This window comes from Micromonospora sp. MA102, assembly GCF_025460765.1.
GTDB classification, from domain to species: Bacteria; Actinomycetota; Actinomycetes; order Mycobacteriales; family Micromonosporaceae; genus Micromonospora; species Micromonospora halotolerans.
In genome coordinates this window covers 472,370-489,787 of record NZ_JAMWEG010000003.1, presented here as the reverse complement: position 1 = coordinate 489,787, position 17,418 = coordinate 472,370, and the positions used below count along the sequence as shown (strand labels likewise).

Here is a 17,418-nt window from a genome sequence, read left to right as displayed (position 1 = left end):
GACCACATTGGACGGCGAACCGGGCAGCCGCGGCGGCCCCGTCGAACAGACTCCACCATCATCGATGCCCCGGGCAAGGGTTTCGGCTGTCCGATCCACGCGCCCCGCCGGCCTCGACGGCAGCGGGCCGTCGCCGGGCGGCATGAGAGGCTGACCGGATGGGGACCGTCATCCGCAACGTCGCGTTCGACTGCGCCGACCCGTACGAGCTGGCGCACTTCTGGGGCCGGGTCTTCGACTGCCCGGTCGACCCGCAGGTCAGGCCCGACGACGAGGAGGTGGCCATCGAGCCGCCCACGGGCGCCACGCTCTACTTCCAGCGGGTGCCCGAGCCGAAGAGCGTCAAGAACCGCGTGCACATCTGCCTGCAGCCCGAGGTGCTCCGCGATCAGGAGGTCGAGCGCATCCGCGCCCTGGGCGCCACCGTCGTCGCCGACCGGCGCAACCCGGACGGCAGCGGCTGGGTCGTGCTGGCCGACCCGGAGGGCAACGAGTTCTGCGTCCTGCGCAGCGACGCCGAGCGGGAGACGTCCGCGTAGGCCAAGGGGCTCCCTCAGGCGCGGCGGAACTCCGCGCGCCAGCGGAGCCCACCGTCCGGGGCCACGATCTCCTCGACCCCGGCCGGGGCCAGCGGGCCGACCGCGAAGGCGTCGACCTCGGCCCGGGCCAGCGGCCAGGGCGGGCCCTCGACGACCTCGTCGTCCCGCCGGCCGGCCGCGATCACCAGCAGCGTCCCGCCCGGCGCGACCAGCCGGCCGACCGCCCGGATCGCCCGCTGCCGCAGCTCGGCCGGCAGCGCCTGCACGTTCATGCTCTCCAGCACGAAGTCGAACCCACCCAGCCAGTCCTGCGGCGGATCGAGCAGGTCGGCGGTCTCGTACCGCACCGGCGAGTCCGGGTGGCGGCGGCGGGCCGTCCGTACCGCCGTGGGCGAGATGTCGAAGGCGACGGTGGCGAAGCCGAGGCGGGCCAGATGTTCGGCGTCGCGGCCGAAGCCGCACCCGACGACCACGGCGCGCCGGCCGGAGCCGTCCGGCCGGGTCCGGTCGGTCCACTCGCTGAGCAGGGAGTGCGCCCGGTCGAGGTCCCACGGGACGACCGCCTCGCCGCGCTCGGCGTCGGCGTAGAGCCGCTCGAACCGGCCGATCGGATCGTCTTCGGCGGTGGCCGGGGAGGGCAACCGGTGGGCCGGATCGTGGTCGCGCACGGACGCCTCCTCGCCTTGGTCACCGCGAAACGGCGAAGGCCCCTGACCAGCGTTTCCGCAGGTCAAGGGCCTTGCCGATCCCTGGTGGCGGGTAGAGGATTCGAACCTCTGTAGCTTTCGCGACGGATTTACAGTCCGCTCCCATTGGCCGCTCGGGCAACCCGCCAGGGCATACCACCGCGTTGGACGCGGCGGCGGAAGCAAGGATAGCGGTTGTCCCCCGGGCCGTCGCAAGCGGGTACCGTCAGGGGGTCCCACGCTGGCCAGTGGGGGACGGACCAGGACAGACCTCCGGACAGCAGGAGCATGAGCATGGCAGCGAACCCGTCGTTCGACATCGTGAGCAAGGTCGACCGGCAGGAGGTCGACAACGCCCTCCGCCAGGCGGAGAAGGAGCTCTCGACGCGGTTCGACTTCCGCGGCACCGGCGCCGAGATCTCCTGGTCGGGCGAGGAGGCGATCAGCCTCCAGGCGGAGACCGAGGAGCGGGTCCGGGCAGCTCTGGACGTGTTCAAGGAGAAGCTGGTCAAGCGGAACATCTCGCTGAAGTCGCTGGACGCCGGCGACCCCCGTTCCTCGGGCAAGATCTTCAAGATCGACGCCAAGGTGATCCAGGGCATCGACTCGGACAAGGCCAAGGCGATCAGCAAGAAGATCCGTGACGAGGGCCCGAAGGGCGTCCAGGCGCAGATCCAGGGCGACCAGCTCCGGGTCACCGGCAAGAAGAAGGACGACCTGCAGGCCGTCATCGCGCTGCTCAAGGGCGAGGACTTCGGCGTGGCCCTCCAGTTCACCAACTACCGGTAGCACAGGCCACGGGCCGCCGCCCCGACGAGCATCCGGCGGCGGCCCGGCCCACCGAGAGCGGGGAGCGCAGATGCCCTACGGCTACCTCGGGTCGATGAAGACCCGGGCCGGTTGCCGGGACGACGTCGTGGCCATCCTGTTGAGCGGCGTCGACGGGCTCCGCGAGGTCGGCTGCGAGCTGTACGTGGTGGGCGTCTCCGACCAGGACGAGGTCACGATCTGGGTCACCGAGGTGTGGCGGAGCAGGGAACACCACGACGCGTCCCTGCGACTTCCCGAGACGAGGGCCGCCATCGGCCGGGCCATGCCGATGCTCACCGGCGAGTTCACCAGCCAGGAGCTCACGGTGGTCGGTGGGCTCGGCCTCTGAGCGCCGGCCCCGGTCAGCGCGAGAAGATCAGCAGCAGGATGACGGTCACGACGGCGCTGACCAGGATCGAGCCGAGGCAGCCGACCCGGTTCGAGAAGAAGAGGAACATGTCGGGTCGGTACCCGCCCGCGCCGGTTTGATCCCCGCGGCTCAGGCGACGAGCGACTGCTCGGCGCGTACCGCGGTGGCCTCGGCGCGGGCGATCGGGCCGGTCGGCAGCGCGGCGACCGTGGCGCCGACGGCGACCGCGGCTCCGGCGAAGAGGAAGGCCCAGGGCACGCCGCCGGCGTGGTCGACGATGAGCCCGGCCACCGCTCCCCCGGCGGCGCTCGCCGCCACCGACATGGTCACCACCCAGGTGTACGCCTCGTTCAGCATGCCGGCCGGTGCGATCCGGCCGACCAGGGTGTTCTCCAGGGTCAGCGCGGGCGCGATGGTGGCGCCGCCCAGCACCAGCGCGGCGCCGAGCGCCGCCGGGGTGGGCATCACGGCGAAGACGGCGAAGCTGGCCGCGACCGCGCCGAGCAGCCAGGCGAACTGGCGGGTCATGTTGGCGGCGGGCTTGCGTACCCCGAACCAGAAGCCGCCCAGGGCACTGCCGATGCCCCAGACGGCGAGCAGCACACCGGCGAGGCTCTCCGGGTCGCCGGTGGTGGAGTTCCCGGCGAAGGCCGGGACGATCACGCCGGCGGCGCCGAAGGCGATGCCGATGCTGGCGACGCAGAACAGCAGGGCCGGGAAGCCGCCGACCCGCAGCGGGCCGAGGCCCTTGGCGTGGTGCTCGCGCGGGTGCGGCTGCCAGCCGCGCATGACCCGGCCGAGTGCGACGGCGGTGGTGCCGGCCAGGGTGACCACGGCGGCGCCGACCAGCGCGGCGGCGGCGTCGGCGACGAGGACGAAGCCGGCCACCAGCAGCGGCCCGAGCACGAAGACGACCTCGAAGAGGGAGGTCTCCGCGGCGAGCGCCGTGTTCCGCAGGTGGGTCCGGCCGGTGGCGGGGGCGGTGAGGTCGTTCCAGGCGCCCCGGATCGCGGCGGTGAGCGGCGGGTACGTGGCGCCGGCGACGCCCGCGGCCAGGTAGATCAGGGCGAGGCTGCCGGAGCCGGACCGGCTGGCCCCGAGCAGCCCGAAGAGGGCGAGCGGGTGGGCCAGGGCGGTGGCCAGCAGCACCGGGGTGGGGCCGACCCGGTCGGCGATGCGCCCGGCGATCGGGCTGAGCGCGGCGCCGGAGAGCGCGTAGATGCCGCCGGCGACGGCGGCGAGCGAGTACCGGTCGGTGACCTCGGCGACCACCAGCAGCAGCGCCAGCGGGGTCATGCCGATCCCGAGCCGCCCGATGACGCCGAGGATCAGCAGCATCGGGGCGCCGGGGATCCGCCAGACGCCCAGGTACTGGCGCAGTGCGGCCACGGGTGAACCTCCAGGTAACGGGTGAGAGACGTTTCGACCCTAACGCCGGCGCGTATCCGGGGGAAACGGTTTGTGCCCGGACACACCACTCCGCCCGCGTCCGGCTGGACGCGGGCGGAGTCGGTCGGTGCGGGTCAGCGCTGGAACTGCACGGGCCCGGCGTTGCGGGCCAGCTGCTCCAGCCGAGCCACCCGCTGCTCCATGGGCGGGTGGGTGGCGAACATGGCGGCGAGGCCGCCGCCCCGCTTGAACGGGTTGTCGATCATCAGGTGCGCGGTGCTGGTGAGCTGGCCCTGCGGCGGCAGCGGGCGCGCCTGCGTACCCACGTGGATCTTGCGGAGGGCGCTGGCCAGCGCCAGCGGGTCCCGGCTCAGCTCGGCGCCGGACTGGTCGGCCTGGAACTCCCGGCTCCGGCTGATCGCCAGCTGGATGAGGGTGGCCGCGATCGGACCGAGGATCAGGGTGAGCAGCAGCACGGCCGGGTTCGGGCCGTCCTCGTCGTCCGAGGAGCCCAGCGGGATGAACCAGGCGATGTTCGCCAGCGCGGTGATGATGCCGGCCAGGCCGGCCGCCACGCTGGAGATCAGGATGTCCCGGTTGTAGACGTGGGACAGCTCGTGGCCGATCACGCCCCGCAGCTCCCGGTAGTCGAGGATCTCGACGATCCCCTGCGTGACGCAGACCGCCGCGTGCTCCGGGTTACGCCCGGTGGCGAACGCGTTCGGCTGCGCCGTCGGGCTCACGTAGAGCCGGGGCATCGGCTTGCCCGCCTGGGTGGAGAGCTCGCGGACCATCCGGTACAGCTCGGGGAACTGTGCCTCGCTGACCGGTTGCGCCCGCATCGAGCGCAACGCGAGCTTGTCGGAGTAGAAGTAGGTCACACCGTTCATCAGCAACGAGACGACGACGGCGATGACGAGACCGCCGCTACCGCCGAACCAGTAGCCGACCGCGAGGATCAGCGAGGTCAACAGGCCGAGCAGCGCTACGGTCTTGAGACGGTTGTGATGCACGATCGCTCCTTCGGTGCGCGGGCCGTGCGGGGCCCGCTGACCGGTTCAACAACACCGGTACCCGCCAACCATCCTGCTCATGGCTGAAAGTTGGCTGGGGATTCCTGTAAGCGCGCTGTGCCGGCCGCCCACCAGGGCACGAAACCGTCAGCGGGCCGCCACGTCGAGGACCAACTGCGGGGCGAAGCCGAGCACCACGGCCAGCGCGGTGGCGACCCCGAGCGCGACCACCACGAGCCGGCCGGGGCGGACCGCGACCCCGCCCGGAGCGGCGTAGAGGGTGGCGGCCAGCCGCAGGTAGTAGGCCAGACCGAGCACCGCGTTCAGCGCCACCACCAGGGCCAGCCAGCCGGCGTGCCCGGCCACCAGCGCGCGGACCACGGTCACCTTGGCGAACAGGCCGGCCAGGCCGGGAGGCAGCCCGGCCAGCCCGATGAGGGCCAGGGCGAACGCGCCACCCACCCACGGGTGCCGGCGCGCCGCGCCGCGCAGGTCGGCCAGCGTGCCGCCGTCACCGTCACCCGGCCGCAGCGCCACCACCGCGGCGAACGCGGCCAGTTCCAGCAGCACGAAGAAGACGGTGTACGCGACGGCCGCGGCGTACGCCCCGGCGCGGGCGTCGGCGGTGCGTCCGGCGGCCAGCGCGAGCGCGCCCAGCGGGGCGAGGATGTAGCCGGCCTGGGCCACCGAGGACCAGGCGAGCAGCCGGACCGTACGCCGCTGGCGCAGCGCCACCAGATTGCCCACGGTCATGGTGAGCACCGCCAGCAGCGCCAGCACCGGGCCGGTCACGGTCGCCGGCAGCGCCCGCTGCACCACGGCGAGCAGCGCCACCACGCCACCCAGCTTCGAGGCCGTCGACAGGTACGCGGCCACCGGCAGCGGGGCGCCGTCGTAGGTTGCCGGGGCCCAGGCGTGGAACGGCACCGCGGCGACCTTGAAGGCCAGCCCGGCCACCACCAGCGCCACCGCGACCGTGGTGAGCGGCACGTCGAGCAGGCCCTCCGCGCCGGCGAAGGTCGCGCCGAGCCGGTCCAGGTGGACGCTGCCGGTCACCGCGTAGAGCAGCGCCGCGCCGAGCAGGGTGACCGTGGTGGCCACCACGCTGACCACGAAGAAGGTCACCGCCGCCTCGGCGCCGGCCAGGCTGCCCCGGCGCAGCCCGACCAGCACGTAGAGCGGCAGGGTGAGCGTCTCCAGCGCCACGACCAGGGTGATCAGGTCGCCGGCCGCGCCGAGCACCACGCCGCCGGTCATCGCGCAGGCGAGCAGGAAGCAGTATTCACCGACCGGGACCCGCCCGGCGCGCAGCAGGGGGCCGGAGAGCGCGAGCACGCCGAGGGTGAGCAGCGCGATGACCACCGCGACCAGCGCGGCCCGCCCGGTCCAGAGCCAGGAGCAGTCCGCGCCCACGCAGAAGGTGCGGCGTTCGCCGGCCGCGCCGACCAGCGCCGCACCGGCGGCGGTGCCCGCCGCGCCGAGGGCGGCCACGGCCACCGTGGCGGCGGCCCGGGCCGCCAGCAGGTCGACCAGCAGCACCAGCACGGCCGTGCCGGCGGCCAGGTAGGCCGGCAGCAGCGCCACGTTGTCCACGCTCTGCACCAGGCTCATTTGGTGACCACTCCCACCAGGGCGCCGACCGGGCCGGAGGCGTAGGACAGGACCAGGGCCGGGGCCAGGCCGACGGCGAGGGCGAGCAACACCAGCGGCGCCCAGGCGGCCAGCTCCGCCCCGGCCAGGCCCGGCGCGAGCGGGGCCACCGCCGGGCTGGGCCGCCCGTGGGTGACCCGGCGCAGCAACCGCAGGAGGTACGCGGCGGTCAGCGCCCCGCCCAGCGCGGCCAGCACCGCGAGGGTGGTCCACAGCCCGCCGCCCCGCCGGACGGCGGCCACCACGGCGAACGCCTCACCCCAGAAGCCGGCCAGCCCGGGCAGCCCGAGCGAGGCGACCGCCGCGAAACCGAGCAGCCCGGCCAGCCGGGGCGCGGTCTCGCGCAGCCCGGACAGCTCGGCGAGCGACCCGGTGCGGGTGCGGTCCTTGATCGCCCCGGCCAGGAAGAACAGCAGCCCGGTGATGACGCCGTGCGCGATGTTGCCGATCAGCGCGGCCTGGAGGCCGGTGGCGGTGAGCGTGGCGACCCCGAGCAGCACGAAACCCATGTGCCCCACGCTGGAGTACGCGATCAGCCGCTTCAGCTCGGACTGCGCCAGGCAGACCAGCCCGCCGACCAGGATCGCCGCGACGGCCAGCACCCCGAGCACCGGCGCGGCCCAGCGGGCGCCCTCCGGGGCCACCCCGACCGCCACCCGGATCAGCCCGTACGTGCCCATCTTGAGCAGCACCCCGGCCAGGATCACGCTGCCCACCGTGGGGGCCTGGGTGTGCGCGTCGGGCAGCCAGGAGTGCAGCGGCCAGAGCGGGCTCTTCACCGCGAAGGCCAGCGCCAGCAGTGTGAACGCGGCGAGCTGGGTGCCCCGGGACAGCCCGGCGCCACCGGTCAGCGTCACCAGGTCGGCGGTGCCCGCGGCGGCGACCACCACGTAGACGCCGACCAGCAGCAGCACCGAGCCGAACAGGGTGTAGAGGGCGAACTTGCGGGCCGCCCGGCGCCGGTCGTCGCCACCCCAGCCCGCGATGATCGCGTACATGGGAAGCAGGACGACCTCGAAGAACAGGAAGAACAGCACCAGGTCGAGGGCGAGGAAGGTGCCCAGGATGCCCACCTCGACCACCAGCAGCAGTGCCACGAGGGCCCGCCCACTGCCGCCGCCGGCGGGCACCCGCCAGAGCGTGTAGCCGCAGCAGAGCAGGGTGAGCAGCGCGGTGAGCACCACCAGCGGCCAGGAGATGCCGTCCACTCCGAGGTGGAAGCGCAGGTCGAGGCCGGGCACCCAGGACACGTCCACCTGATGCCAGGCCTGCACGGCCGGCCGGGGTCCGTAGCCGAACCAGCCGTGGTCGCCGCCGGCCAGCGGCAGGGTGGCGAGCAGGGCCAGCGCGGCGGCGGCCGTGCCGACCAGCCGGCCGGCCCGGTCGCCGGGGACGGCGGCGGCCGCGACCGCGCCCAGCGCGGGAACCGCGAGGACCGCCACCAGCAGGAACTGCCCGAACGTCATGAGGTCACTCCGATCAGGGCGACCGCGAGGCCGATGAGCAGCGCACCGGCCAGCACCCCGGCCGCCGCCCGGGGCAGCGCGGCCCGGTGCAGCGCGGCCAGCCCGCCGCCCAGCTCGACCGCGGCCCGGCCGCTGCCCTCCACGAGGCCGTCCACCCCGAGCTCGTCCCCCGTGCGCACGGCTCGGGCCAGGGCCGTGGTCGGGCGTACGACGAGGGTGTGCTGGACGTCGTCGAGCCGGAACGCCCGGGCGAAGACCGGCCGCAGCGGACCCAGGAAGCGCGCCGGGTCGGCGGCCGGGTCGCGGCGCCAGCCGGCCCAGGCCACGCCCGCGCCGACCAGCAGCAGCAGGAACGGCAGGACCAGGTTCGGCGCGAGGTGGACCAGCTCGACGGCCTCGTCGGAGGCGTCGGCCGGCACCCGCAGCCGGTCGGCGAACCAGGGCGCGATGGCGGCCAGGCCGAGCAGCGCGGCGGGCACCGCGAGCAGCAGCACCGGCCAGCGCAGCACGGCCGGCGGGTCGTGCGGGTGCGCCAGCGGGATCCGGGTCGCGCCGAAGAAGGTGCGCAGCAGCAGGCGGGTCGCGTACCAGGCGGTGACCGCGACGCCGAGCAGCCCGGCCAGCCAGACCAGCCAGCCCACCCAGGCCGGGGCCGGGCCGGCGCCGTCCAGCGCGGCGGCCTGCGCGGCGGCGAGCACCCCGTCCTTGCTCCAGAAGCCGGACAGGGGCGGCACCCCGGCCAGCGCGCCGAGACCGATCAGCATGCACCAGAAGGTCACCGGCATGGCGGCGCGCAGGCCGCCCATCCGCGACATCAGGGTGGTGCCGACGGCGTGGATCACCACGCCCGCCGCGAGGAACAGCAGCGCCTTGAACGCGGCGTGGGTGAGCAGGTGGAACAGGGCCGCCGCCGGAGCGCCGACGGCGAGCGCGCCGGTCATGTAGCCGATCTGGGAGACCGTCGACCAGGCCAGCACCCGCTTGATGTCGTCCTGGGCGGTGGCCGCGAACGCGCCGAGCAGCAGGGTGACCGCCGCCATCACCCCGAGCACGGCCAGGGCGGCCGGGGCCTGCGCGAAGAGCGGGAAGAGCCGGGCCACCGCGTAGACCCCGGCGGCGACCATGGTGGCCGCGTGGATCAGCGCGGAGATCGGGGTGGGGCCGGCCATGGCGTCCGGGAGCCAGGTGTGCAGCGGGAACTGCGCGCTCTTGCCGGCCACCCCGGCGAGCAGCAGCAGGCAGGCCGCGGTGAGGGTGCCGGCGGAGTAGTCGTGGGCCAGCACGTCGGCGATCCGGAAGCTGCCCGCGCCGACGCCGAGCAGGGCGATGCCGAGCAGGAAGCCGACGTCGCCCACCCGGGTGACCAGGAACGCCTTCACGGCAGCGGCCGGCGCCTCGGGCAGCCGCCGGTCGTGGGCGATGAGCAGGTACGAGCAGATGCCCATCACCTCCCAGCCGACCAGCAGCAGGATCAGGTCGCCGGAGACCACCACGGTCAGCATGGCGGCGGTGAACAGGCTGATCTGGGCGGCGTAGGGCGGGTAGCGGTGGTCCACCTCGACGTCGTCGTGCGGGCCGCGCCGCAGGTAGCCGATCGAGTAGACCTGCACGGCCAGGGCCACCGCGGCCACCGCCACGGCGACCAGCGTGGCGACCCCGTCCAGCCGCCAGCCGAGGGTCACCCGCAGCCCGCCCAGGTCGACCCAGTCGGTGCCGCCCTCGACCGGCCCGTCCACCCGCAGCAGCAGGGCCACCGCCGCGAGCAGCGCGACCGCCGCGCCGGCCACGCCGAGCGCGATGGCCGCCCGCCGGGCCGGGCTCTCCCCGGTGGCCGTACCGCGCGGCGACGGCGGCAGCAGCAGCCCGAGCAGGCCGGCGACCAGGGGTACGCCGGGCAGCGCCACCGCGAGCAGTCCGGTCACCTCGCCCCCTCGCCCCGGTCGGCGGCGATCCCGGCGGCCGGCGCCGGCGCCTCGGTGAGCGGCACGTCGTCCACCGTGACGCTGGCCCGCAGCCGGTAGAGCTGGAGCACGATGGCCAGCCCCACGCCGATCTCGGCGGCGGCCAGCACGATGACGAAGAGCGCGAAGACCTGGCCGGAGTGCGGCAGCGCCGCCCGGACCGTGGTGTCTGCGGTGACCAGGATGAGGTTGACCGCGTTGAGCATCAGCTCGACGGCCATCAGCACGAGGACGGCGTTGCGGCGGCGCAGCACGCCGTAGACGCCGAGACCGAACAGCAGCGCGGCGGTGACGTACGGGATGACCGGTCTCACGCGCGCCCGCCCTCGTCGGCGGCGACGACCGGGCGGGCCGGCTCGACGGGGCCGGCCGGGCGGCCGGGGCGGGCCGGGCCCGCGGCCGGACCCGCACCGGGGCGGCCGATGTCGGGGCGGGAGAGCACGATCGCGCCGACCAGGGCGGCGAGCAGCAGCACCGACAGCACCTCGAAGGGCAGCACCCAGGAGCGGAACACCTGCTCGCCGAGGCGCTCGGCGGTGCCCGCTGCGGGCAGCTCCACCCGGACCCAGCGGAACGCGTCGACCAGCAGCACGGCCAGGCCCAGGCCGGTGCCGGCGCCGATCAGGGCGGCCGGCCAGCCGGGCCGGTCGAGGTCGTCGGAGGGGCCGATCGGCGCCCGGGTCAGCATCACCGCGAACAGCAGCAGCACCACGACCGCGCCGACGTAGATGAGCACCTGCACCCAGGCCACCAGCTCGGCGCTCAGGACCAGGTAGTCGCCGGCCAGCGCGCCCAGGCAGACCACCAGCCAGAGCCCGGCCCGGACCAGGTGCCGGGTGCCCACCACCAGCGCGCCCGCGCCCACCGCCACCGCGCCGAGGGCGAGCAGCAGCACGTCCGCACCCGTCATGACGGCGCGCCCCCGCCCTGCTCCGCGCCGGGTTCCGGGCGGGCCGGGGCCGGACGCGCGGCGGGGGCCGCGGCCTTGCGGGCGGCGGTGGTCTCCTCCTTCGAGGGGTCGCCGTGCGGGTCGTGGGCCGGCGGCGGCGGGACGGTGACCATCCACTCGCCGAGATGGTCCTTGTCGTGCAGCAGGTCCTTGATGTCGTACTCGGCGTACTCGAACTCGGGCGACCAGTAGAGCGCGTCGAACGGGCAGACCTCGATGCAGATGCCGCAGTACATGCAGAGCGAGAAGTCGATGTCGAACTTGTCGAGCACGTTGCGCTGGCGGGGGCGGGCGGCGCCGGGGACCGCCACCTCCTCCTTGTGGGAGTCGATGTAGATGCACCAGTCCGGGCACTCGCGCGCGCAGAGCATGCAGACCGTGCAGTTCTCCTCCAGCAGCGCGATCACGCCGCGGGAGCGGGGCGGCAGCTCGGGGACGACGTCCGGGTACTGCTGCGTGGTCGAGCGGCGGGTCATCGTCTTCAGCGTGACCGCCAGCCCCTTCACCAGCCCCTCGCCGGGCACCCCGCTGCGCTCACTCATGGGGCCCATCCTGCCCTGTGCCCCCGGCGCGCGCGACCACCACCCGGCGGATCGACCGCAGCGGACCGCCGGGCCGGTCAGGCGTCGGTGGCCGGCAGCGGCGGGAGCATCTCGACGCCGAGCTGCTGGAGGACCTGGAACAGCTCGTTCACGCTCCACACGTCGACGATCCGGCCGGTCTCGTCGAAGCGGAGGAAGCTCGCCCCCGAGTAGCTCACCACCCGGCCGGTCGGCGGCACCGGGCCGAACTGCCCGGCCTGGGTGCCGGCGGCCCGCCAGTGCACGGCCACCCGGTTGCCGGCGGCCACCACCTCGACGACCTTGTAGCGCAGGTCGGGGAAGGACGCCCGCCGGTCGCGGTGCCAGGCCAGGGTGGCCTCCGGACCGGTCCCGCCCAGCCCCGGGCAGTTCTCGGCGACCAGGTCGTACGCGCTCTCCTCACGGCCGGCGTTCCACACGTCGGCGATGAAGCGTCGGGCCGCCGCCTCCACATCCGTCACCGCGGCAGCCTAGCCCCGGTCATCCGGGGTCGGCCTGCCGGAAGCCGGCGGAGCGACCATGATGGGACGCGGAACGCGACATCCTCGGGAGGCGGCGTGGGCGGCAACGGCGACGAGATCCTCGACCGGACCGGTGGCAAGTACGTCGAGCCGGGCGGCGAGTTCACCCGGGACCAGCGGTACATCGCCACCCGGATCACCGCGGACGGGTCGAGCGGCTGGCCGGTGGAGCCGGGCCGGTACCGGCTGGCGGTCAGCCGGGCCTGCCCGTGGGCCAACCGGCTGATCATCGTCCGGCGGCTGCTCGGGCTGGAGGACGCCATCTCGATGGCGGTGGCCGGCCCCACCCACGACAAGCGCAGCTGGACCTTCGACCTCGACCCGGGCGGCCGGGACCCGGTGCTCGGCATCGAGCGGCTGGCCGACGCCTACTTCGCGCGCTTTCCCGGCTACGAGCGGGGCATCACGGTGCCGGCCATGGTGGACGTGCCGACCGGTCAGGTGGTCACCAACGACTACGCGCAGATGAGCCTGGACCTGTCGACGGAGTGGACCGCCCACCACCGGCCGGGCGCGCCGGAGCTCTACCCGGAGCGGCTGCGCGGCGAGATCGACGAGGTCAACGCGGTCGTCTTCGCGGACGTGAACAACGGCGTCTACCGGTGCGGCTTCGCCGGCAGCCAGGAGGCGTACGAGCGGGCGTACCACCGGCTCTTCGACCGGCTGGACTGGCTGACCGAGCGGCTGACCGGGCAGCGCTACCTGGTCGGCGACACGATCACCGAGGCGGACGTGCGGCTGTTCACCACGCTGGTCCGCTTCGACCCCGTCTACCACGGCCACTTCAAGTGCAACCGGCAGAAGCTGACCGAGATGCCGGTGCTCTGGGCGTACGCGCGGGACCTGTTCCAGACGCCGGGCTTCGGCGACACCGTCGACTTCGACCACATCAAGCGGCACTACTACGAGGTGCACCGGGACATCAACCCGACCGGGGTGGTGCCGCTCGGCCCGGACCTGGCGAACTGGCTCACCCCGCACGGGCGGGAGCAGCTCGGCGGCCGCCCGTTCGGCGACGGCACGCCGCCGCTGCCCGCGCCGCCGGACGAGCGGGTCGACCCGGACCACACCCCGCTGCGCGACGCGGCCTGAACCCGCCCGTCCTCAGATCGCCAGGCGGACGGCGGCGGTCAGCACGAGCTGGGCCAGGGCCAGCGGGACGAGCACCAGCCAGCACAGGCGCTGGAGCTGGTCCTCGCGCAGCCGCGGGTAGCTCACCCGGAGCCAGATGATCACGAACGCGACGGCGAACACCTTGAGCAGGGTCCAGAGCCAGCCGAGCTGGGCGTCGGCGAACGGGCCCTGCCAGCCGCCGAGGAAGAGCACCGTGGTCAGCGCGGCGATCACCACGATGCCCACGTACTCGGCGAGCAGGAAGAACGCGAAGCGCAGGCCGGTGTATTCGGTCATGTAGCCGAAGACCAGCTCGGAGTCGGCCACCGGCATGTCGAACGGGGGCCGGCGGATCTCGGCCAGCCCGGCCACGAAGAAGATCACCATGGCTGGCGCCTGCCAGAGCAGCCACCAGGGGCGCCACGCCTCCACGATGCCGGGCAGGCTGAGCGTGCCGGCCGCCATCGCCACCGAGGCGGCGGCCAGCACCAGCGGCAGCTCGTAGCCGAGCAGCTGGGCCGCCCCGCGCAGCCCGCCGAGGAGGCTGTACTTGTTGGCCGAGGCCCAGGCCGACATGAGCACGGCGAGCACCCCGATGCCCACCACGGCGAGCACGAAGAACAGGCCGATGTCCAGCGGCTGCCCGACCAGGTCGCCCGGGCCGAGCGGGATCACCAGCAGGGCGAGCAGGTAGGGCACCAGGGAGACGGCCGGGGCCAGCCGGAACACCGCCCGGTCCGCCTCGCGCGGGGTGACGTCCTCCTTCTGCACGAACTTGATGCCGTCGGCGACGAGCTGCGCCCAGCCGTGGAAGCCGCCCGCGTACATCGGGCCGAGCCGGCCCTGCATGTGGGCCATCACCTTGTGCTCGGCCTGGCCCACGATCAGCGGCAGGGTGAGGAACGCGACCAGCACGCCCACCACCCGGAGGACCAGCTCCAACCAGTCCGGCATCAGCCCTCCCCCTCCTCGGCGTCGGCGCCCGGCGCCGGCCGGGCGCCGGGCGACGGCTCCTCCCGCGCGGGTCCGGTCGGCCGCTCCCCGGGCACCGGACGCCCGAGCGGACCGGGCTCCTCCGGCGGCGGGGCGGGCTCCCGGCGGGCCGGGCCGGTCGGCCGGCCCGCGGCGGGACGCTCGCCCGCGGCGGGGCGCGCCGGACGCTCGCCCGGGGCGGGGCGCGCCGGGCGTTCCCGGGCGGGACGGGCCGGCGTACCCCCGCGGGGGCCCTCGCCCGCCCCGGCCGCGCCGGCCGGCGTGGGCGTCGTCCCCCACTCGCCGGGCGCGGGCACGCCCGGGGGCCGGATCGGCCGGCGGCCGCCGCCGGCCTCCGACTCGCCGGGTTCCTTGGCGCCCGGCCACGGCTTGGCGACCCGGGAGGCGAGCACGAACTCCTTGCGCAGCGGGTGGCCCTCGAACTCCGGCGGCAGCAGCAGCGGCCGCAGCTCGCCGTGCCCGTCGAAGCCGATGCCGAACATCTCGTGGGTCTCCCGCTCGTGCCAGGCCGCACCGGGAAAGACGTCGACCACGGACGTCACGACCGGCGTCTCCCGGGGCACCCGGGTGCGCAGCAGCAGCCCGTGCCGGTGCCGGATCGACCAGAGGTGGGCCACCACGTCGAAGCCGTCGGCCAGCTCGTCGACCGCGGACAGCCAGTCGAAGAAGTCGCAGTCCAGCTCGGCGTCGTCGCGCGCCGCGCGCACCGCGTCGCGCCAGCTCGCCGGGGGTACGTCGATGGTGGCGCGGGCGTGCCCCTGACCGCCGGAGACCGACGCGGTGGCCTCCACGGGCGCGAGCAGCGCGACCACCCGCCGGCCGACCTCTTCCGGAGTCATGCCGCTGATCCTAGGGCCGTCGACCGGGAGGCGTGTCGGGCCGTCCGCGCTCCCCCGGGCCGGATCCGCCGCTTTGCCGGGCGGTCCGGCCTCCCGCGGGGAAGGATGAACCCGTGCGCGCTGTCACTGTGGCTCCCGGAGTTTCCGACTCGCTGCGCCTCGACGAGGACTGGCCCGAGCCGGCCGCGGACGAGGGCGCGATCCTGGTCCAGGCCGTCGCGGTCGGCGTCTGCGGGACCGATCAGGAGATCATCGCGGGCGAGTACGGCGAGGCCCCGCCCGGCCAGGACCGGCTGGTGCTCGGGCACGAGTCGCTCGGCCGGGTCCTGGAGGACCCGACGGGCACGCTCAAGCCCGGCGACCTCGTGGTGGGGATCGTTCGGCACCCCGACCCGGTGCCGTGCGTGAACTGCGCGGCCGGCGAGTGGGACATGTGCCGCAACGGCCGCTACACCGAGCACGGCATCAAGGGGCTGCCCGGCTTCGCCCGGGACCGCTGGCGGGTGCAGCCGAGGTTCGCCGTCGGCCTGGACCCGGCGCTCGCCCCGGTCGGCATGCTGCTCGAACCGACGAGCGTGGTGGCGAAGGCGTGGGACCACATCGAGCGGATCGCCAGCCGGGCCGTGTGGCAGCCGCAGAGCGTGCTGGTCACCGGGGCCGGCCCGATCGGCCTGCTGGCCGCGCTGCTGGGCATCCAGCGCGGGCTGTCGGTGCACGTGCTGGACCGGAACAAGACCGGTCCGAAACCGGAGCTGGTCCGCTCGCTCGGCGCGACCTACCACACCTCGACGGTGGCGGAGCTGGACTTCGCGCCGGACGTGGTGGTGGAGTGCACCGGCGCCCCGGTCGTGGTGCTGGACGTGATGAGCAAGGCCGGGACGAACGGCATCGTCTGCCTGACCGGGGTGTCCAGCGGCGGCCGGACCATCGAACTCGACGCGGGGGCGATGAACCGGGAGCTGGTGCTGGAGAACAACGTGGTGTTCGGCTCGGTGAACGCCAACCGGCGGCACTGGGAGCTGGCGGCGGAGGCGCTCGCCCGCGCCGACCAGGCCTGGCTGAACTCGCTGATCACCCGCCGGGTGCCGGTCTCCTCGTACGCCGACGCGTACACCTCCACCGGCTCGGACATCAAGGTGGTGCTCGACTTCGAGCAGTGAGGCGGGGCACCGGGCACGGGCACCGGCGCCCCGGAACCTCAGATGCCGGGCAGCCGGCCGTTGCGGAACAGGTCCACGAACAGCTGGTGGTCCTCGCGGGCCCGGATGCCGTAGCTGTGCGCGAAGTCGATCAGGTGGTCGACGAAGCCCTCCGCGTCGGCGTCCACCACGGCGACGATCGCCTCCTCGGTGGAGTAGTCCACCAGGTCGTGGCTGGACTCGTCGTCGGCCACCGAGTGCATCCGGGCCACCGCCCGGCCCAGGTCGGTGAGCACCCCGGCGAGTTCCTCGGGCTCGTTGACGTCGGCCCAGTCGAGGTCGGCCGCGTACGGGGAGACCTCGGCGACGAGCTGCCCGGCCCCGTCCAGCTCGGTGAAACCCAGCCACGGGTCGGCGTGCGCCTGCAACGCCCGCTGCGACTCGGCGGTCCGGTGCCCCTGGTGCAGGAAGTACGAGCGGACCCGCTCGTCGTCGATGTGCCGCGCCACCGCCGGCACCTGCGCCTGCTTCATGTAGATGACGACGTCGTTCTCCAGCGCCTGGGTGTGCCCCTCCAGCAGGAGGTTGTACGAGGGCAGCCCGGCGGAGCCGATGCCCACTCCCTTGCGCAGCACGACGTCCTTGATGTTGGTGGCGACCGGGCGGAGCCGGGCGGTGGCCGACGGCAGGGTGCCCAGGTAGTCCTGGAACGCGGCGCACACCTGCTCCCGGGTCGCGGCGTCGACCTCGAAGACCCCGTCGCCGACGGAGAACCGGCGCTCGTAGTTGTCGATGGTGGTCTGCGTGGCGAGCAGGTCGACACGGGTGTTCAGCCGGGCCTGCTGGAGCACCCGGCGCAGCACCCCGTCGGCGTTCTCCAGCGTGATCGAACCGATCGCGTCGTCCCCGCCGGCCGCGATGGCCCGCAGCTCGGCCAGGTACGACCGGGCGAAGCCGGCGACCAGCTCCCCGATCACCCGGTCGGAGAGCGCCTTGGCGTAGCCGAGCAGGGCCACGCTGGCGGCGAAGCGCTTCAGGTCCCAGGAGAACGGCCCGACGTACGCCTCGTCGAAGTCGTTGACGTTGAACACGAGCTGCCCGGAGGCGTTCATGTAGGTGCCGAAGTTCTCGGCGTGCAGGTCGCCGTGGATCCACACCCGGCTGGTCCGGTCGTCGAGGAACCGGTCGCTGGCGAAGTCGCCGCGCTGGTCGGCGTAGAAGAGCGAGGCGCTGCCCCGGTAGAAGGCGAACGGGGAGGCGGCCATCTTGCGGAACTTGCGGCGGAACGCCGCCGGGTCGATCGCCATCGACGCGCCGAACTCCTCGGTGAGCACGTCGACGATGAAGGCGGAACGCTTGTCCGCGGAGTCGGTCATGATCGCAGGCTAGCCCCGCGTCG

General features: G+C 74.2%; 17 protein-coding genes, 1 tRNA gene and 1 pseudogene. 5 read left to right on the top strand and 14 right to left on the bottom strand.

Annotation, left to right across the window (positions count from 1 at the left end):
• Window positions 1-158 precede the first annotated feature (158 nt).
• The gene (locus tag NFX44_RS08875; RefSeq protein WP_262283023.1) at window positions 159-539 is read left to right on the top strand and encodes a VOC family protein; all 381 of its coding nucleotides are present in this window, start codon (window positions 159-161) and stop codon (window positions 537-539) included.
• Between the two features lie 14 nt (window positions 540-553).
• Here the strand turns inward: NFX44_RS08875 and NFX44_RS08870 are convergent, their stop codons facing one another.
• Both NFX44_RS08870 and NFX44_RS08865 read right to left on the bottom strand, forming a co-directional pair.
• Window positions 554-1,207, bottom strand: coding sequence for a bifunctional 2-polyprenyl-6-hydroxyphenol methylase/3-demethylubiquinol 3-O-methyltransferase UbiG (locus NFX44_RS08870; RefSeq protein ID WP_262283022.1), 654 nt, complete (start codon window positions 1,205-1,207; stop codon window positions 554-556).
• 82 nt (window positions 1,208-1,289) lie between these two features.
• Window positions 1,290-1,373, bottom strand: a tRNA-Tyr gene (locus NFX44_RS08865).
• A gap of 146 nt (window positions 1,374-1,519) precedes the next feature.
• Here NFX44_RS08865 and NFX44_RS08860 point away from each other — a divergent pair.
• Complete coding sequence (locus NFX44_RS08860; RefSeq protein ID WP_151462534.1) at window positions 1,520-2,014, top strand: YajQ family cyclic di-GMP-binding protein; 495 nt, start codon at window positions 1,520-1,522, stop codon at window positions 2,012-2,014.
• A gap of 70 nt (window positions 2,015-2,084) precedes the next feature.
• Window positions 2,085-2,384, top strand: a complete 300-nt coding sequence (locus NFX44_RS08855; protein ID WP_262283021.1) for a putative quinol monooxygenase — start codon at window positions 2,085-2,087, stop codon at window positions 2,382-2,384.
• Between the two features lie 150 nt (window positions 2,385-2,534).
• Here NFX44_RS08855 and NFX44_RS08850 read toward each other — a convergent pair whose 3' ends face one another.
• The 9 genes from NFX44_RS08850 to NFX44_RS08810 all read right to left on the bottom strand — a co-directional run bounded on the left by NFX44_RS08850 (window position 2,535) and on the right by NFX44_RS08810 (window position 11,875).
• On the bottom strand, window positions 2,535-3,794 hold the full coding sequence (locus tag NFX44_RS08850) for an MFS transporter (RefSeq protein WP_262283020.1): 1,260 nt from the start codon (window positions 3,792-3,794) through the stop codon (window positions 2,535-2,537).
• Window positions 3,795-3,928: 134 nt separating this feature from the next.
• Window positions 3,929-4,807 carry a zinc metalloprotease HtpX gene (gene htpX, locus NFX44_RS08845; RefSeq protein WP_262283019.1) on the bottom strand — a complete coding sequence of 293 codons (879 nt, stop codon included), beginning with the start codon at window positions 4,805-4,807 and terminating at the stop codon, window positions 3,929-3,931.
• 147 nt (window positions 4,808-4,954) lie between these two features.
• Window positions 4,955-6,418 carry an NADH-quinone oxidoreductase subunit N gene (locus NFX44_RS08840; protein WP_262283018.1) on the bottom strand — a complete coding sequence of 488 codons (1,464 nt, stop codon included), beginning with the start codon at window positions 6,416-6,418 and terminating at the stop codon, window positions 4,955-4,957.
• Window positions 6,415-7,923: a NuoM family protein gene (locus NFX44_RS08835; RefSeq protein WP_262283017.1), complete on the bottom strand. Its 1,509-nt coding sequence runs from the start codon at window positions 7,921-7,923 to the stop codon at window positions 6,415-6,417. The genes NFX44_RS08840 and NFX44_RS08835 overlap by 4 nt, the downstream gene beginning before the upstream one ends.
• Entirely contained in the window at window positions 7,920-9,845 is a 1,926-nt protein-coding gene (locus NFX44_RS08830; protein ID WP_262283016.1) for an NADH-quinone oxidoreductase subunit L, read from the bottom strand. Before NFX44_RS08830 ends, NFX44_RS08835 begins: the two co-directional genes overlap by 4 nt.
• A complete protein-coding gene (gene nuoK, locus NFX44_RS08825) occupies window positions 9,842-10,198 on the bottom strand; it encodes an NADH-quinone oxidoreductase subunit NuoK (RefSeq protein ID WP_262283015.1) in 357 nt (118 codons plus the stop codon). Before nuoK ends, NFX44_RS08830 begins: the two co-directional genes overlap by 4 nt.
• Complete coding sequence (locus tag NFX44_RS08820; RefSeq protein WP_262283014.1) at window positions 10,195-10,794, bottom strand: NADH-quinone oxidoreductase subunit J; 600 nt, start codon at window positions 10,792-10,794, stop codon at window positions 10,195-10,197. Before NFX44_RS08820 ends, nuoK begins: the two co-directional genes overlap by 4 nt.
• Entirely contained in the window at window positions 10,791-11,375 is a 585-nt protein-coding gene (locus NFX44_RS08815) for an NADH-quinone oxidoreductase subunit I (protein WP_262283013.1), read from the bottom strand. The genes NFX44_RS08820 and NFX44_RS08815 overlap by 4 nt, the downstream gene beginning before the upstream one ends.
• 77 nt (window positions 11,376-11,452) lie before the next feature.
• A complete protein-coding gene (locus tag NFX44_RS08810; RefSeq protein WP_262283012.1) occupies window positions 11,453-11,875 on the bottom strand; it encodes an ester cyclase in 423 nt (140 codons plus the stop codon).
• Between the two features lie 96 nt (window positions 11,876-11,971).
• Here NFX44_RS08810 and NFX44_RS08805 point away from each other — a divergent pair, with 96 nt between their 5' ends.
• Window positions 11,972-13,027 (top strand): glutathione S-transferase family protein, encoded by a 1,056-nt coding sequence (locus tag NFX44_RS08805; protein ID WP_262283011.1) that lies wholly within the window; start codon window positions 11,972-11,974, stop codon window positions 13,025-13,027.
• 12 nt (window positions 13,028-13,039) lie between these two features.
• Here the strand turns inward: NFX44_RS08805 and nuoH are convergent, their stop codons facing one another.
• Both nuoH and NFX44_RS08795 read right to left on the bottom strand, forming a co-directional pair.
• The gene (gene nuoH / locus NFX44_RS08800) at window positions 13,040-14,002 is read right to left on the bottom strand and encodes an NADH-quinone oxidoreductase subunit NuoH (RefSeq protein WP_262283010.1); all 963 of its coding nucleotides are present in this window, start codon (window positions 14,000-14,002) and stop codon (window positions 13,040-13,042) included.
• A 311-nt stretch (window positions 14,003-14,313) separates the two neighbouring features.
• Window positions 14,314-14,880, bottom strand: a pseudogene (locus NFX44_RS08795) (NADH-quinone oxidoreductase subunit C); the annotation flags it as partial.
• Between the two features lie 113 nt (window positions 14,881-14,993).
• Here NFX44_RS08795 and NFX44_RS08790 point away from each other — a divergent pair.
• A complete protein-coding gene (locus tag NFX44_RS08790) occupies window positions 14,994-16,040 on the top strand; it encodes a glucose 1-dehydrogenase (protein ID WP_262283009.1) in 1,047 nt (348 codons plus the stop codon).
• 38 nt (window positions 16,041-16,078) lie between these two features.
• Here NFX44_RS08790 and NFX44_RS08785 read toward each other — a convergent pair whose 3' ends face one another.
• Window positions 16,079-17,395, bottom strand: coding sequence for a DUF2252 domain-containing protein (locus tag NFX44_RS08785; protein WP_262283008.1), 1,317 nt, complete (start codon window positions 17,393-17,395; stop codon window positions 16,079-16,081).
• Window positions 17,396-17,418: the final 23 nt, after the last annotated feature.

What these genes read in the sequence shown, in the direction of transcription:
- NFX44_RS08875 (WP_262283023.1), top strand. Translation starts at nt 159, where the DNA reads ATGGGGACCGTCATCCGCAACGTCGCGTTCGACTGCGCCGACCCGTAC.
- NFX44_RS08860 (WP_151462534.1), top strand. Translation starts at nt 1,520, where the DNA reads ATGGCAGCGAACCCGTCGTTCGACATCGTGAGCAAGGTCGACCGGCAG.
- NFX44_RS08855 (WP_262283021.1), top strand. Translation starts at nt 2,085, where the DNA reads ATGCCCTACGGCTACCTCGGGTCGATGAAGACCCGGGCCGGTTGCCGG.
- NFX44_RS08840 (WP_262283018.1), bottom strand. Translation starts at nt 6,418, where the DNA reads ATGAGCCTGGTGCAGAGCGTGGACAACGTGGCGCTGCTGCCGGCCTAC.
- NFX44_RS08835 (WP_262283017.1), bottom strand. Translation starts at nt 7,923, where the DNA reads ATGACGTTCGGGCAGTTCCTGCTGGTGGCGGTCCTCGCGGTTCCCGCG.
- NFX44_RS08820 (WP_262283014.1), bottom strand. Translation starts at nt 10,794, where the DNA reads ATGACGGGTGCGGACGTGCTGCTGCTCGCCCTCGGCGCGGTGGCGGTG.
- NFX44_RS08815 (WP_262283013.1), bottom strand. Translation starts at nt 11,375, where the DNA reads ATGAGTGAGCGCAGCGGGGTGCCCGGCGAGGGGCTGGTGAAGGGGCTG.
- nuoH (WP_262283010.1), bottom strand. Translation starts at nt 14,002, where the DNA reads ATGCCGGACTGGTTGGAGCTGGTCCTCCGGGTGGTGGGCGTGCTGGTC.
- NFX44_RS08785 (WP_262283008.1), bottom strand. Translation starts at nt 17,395, where the DNA reads ATGACCGACTCCGCGGACAAGCGTTCCGCCTTCATCGTCGACGTGCTC.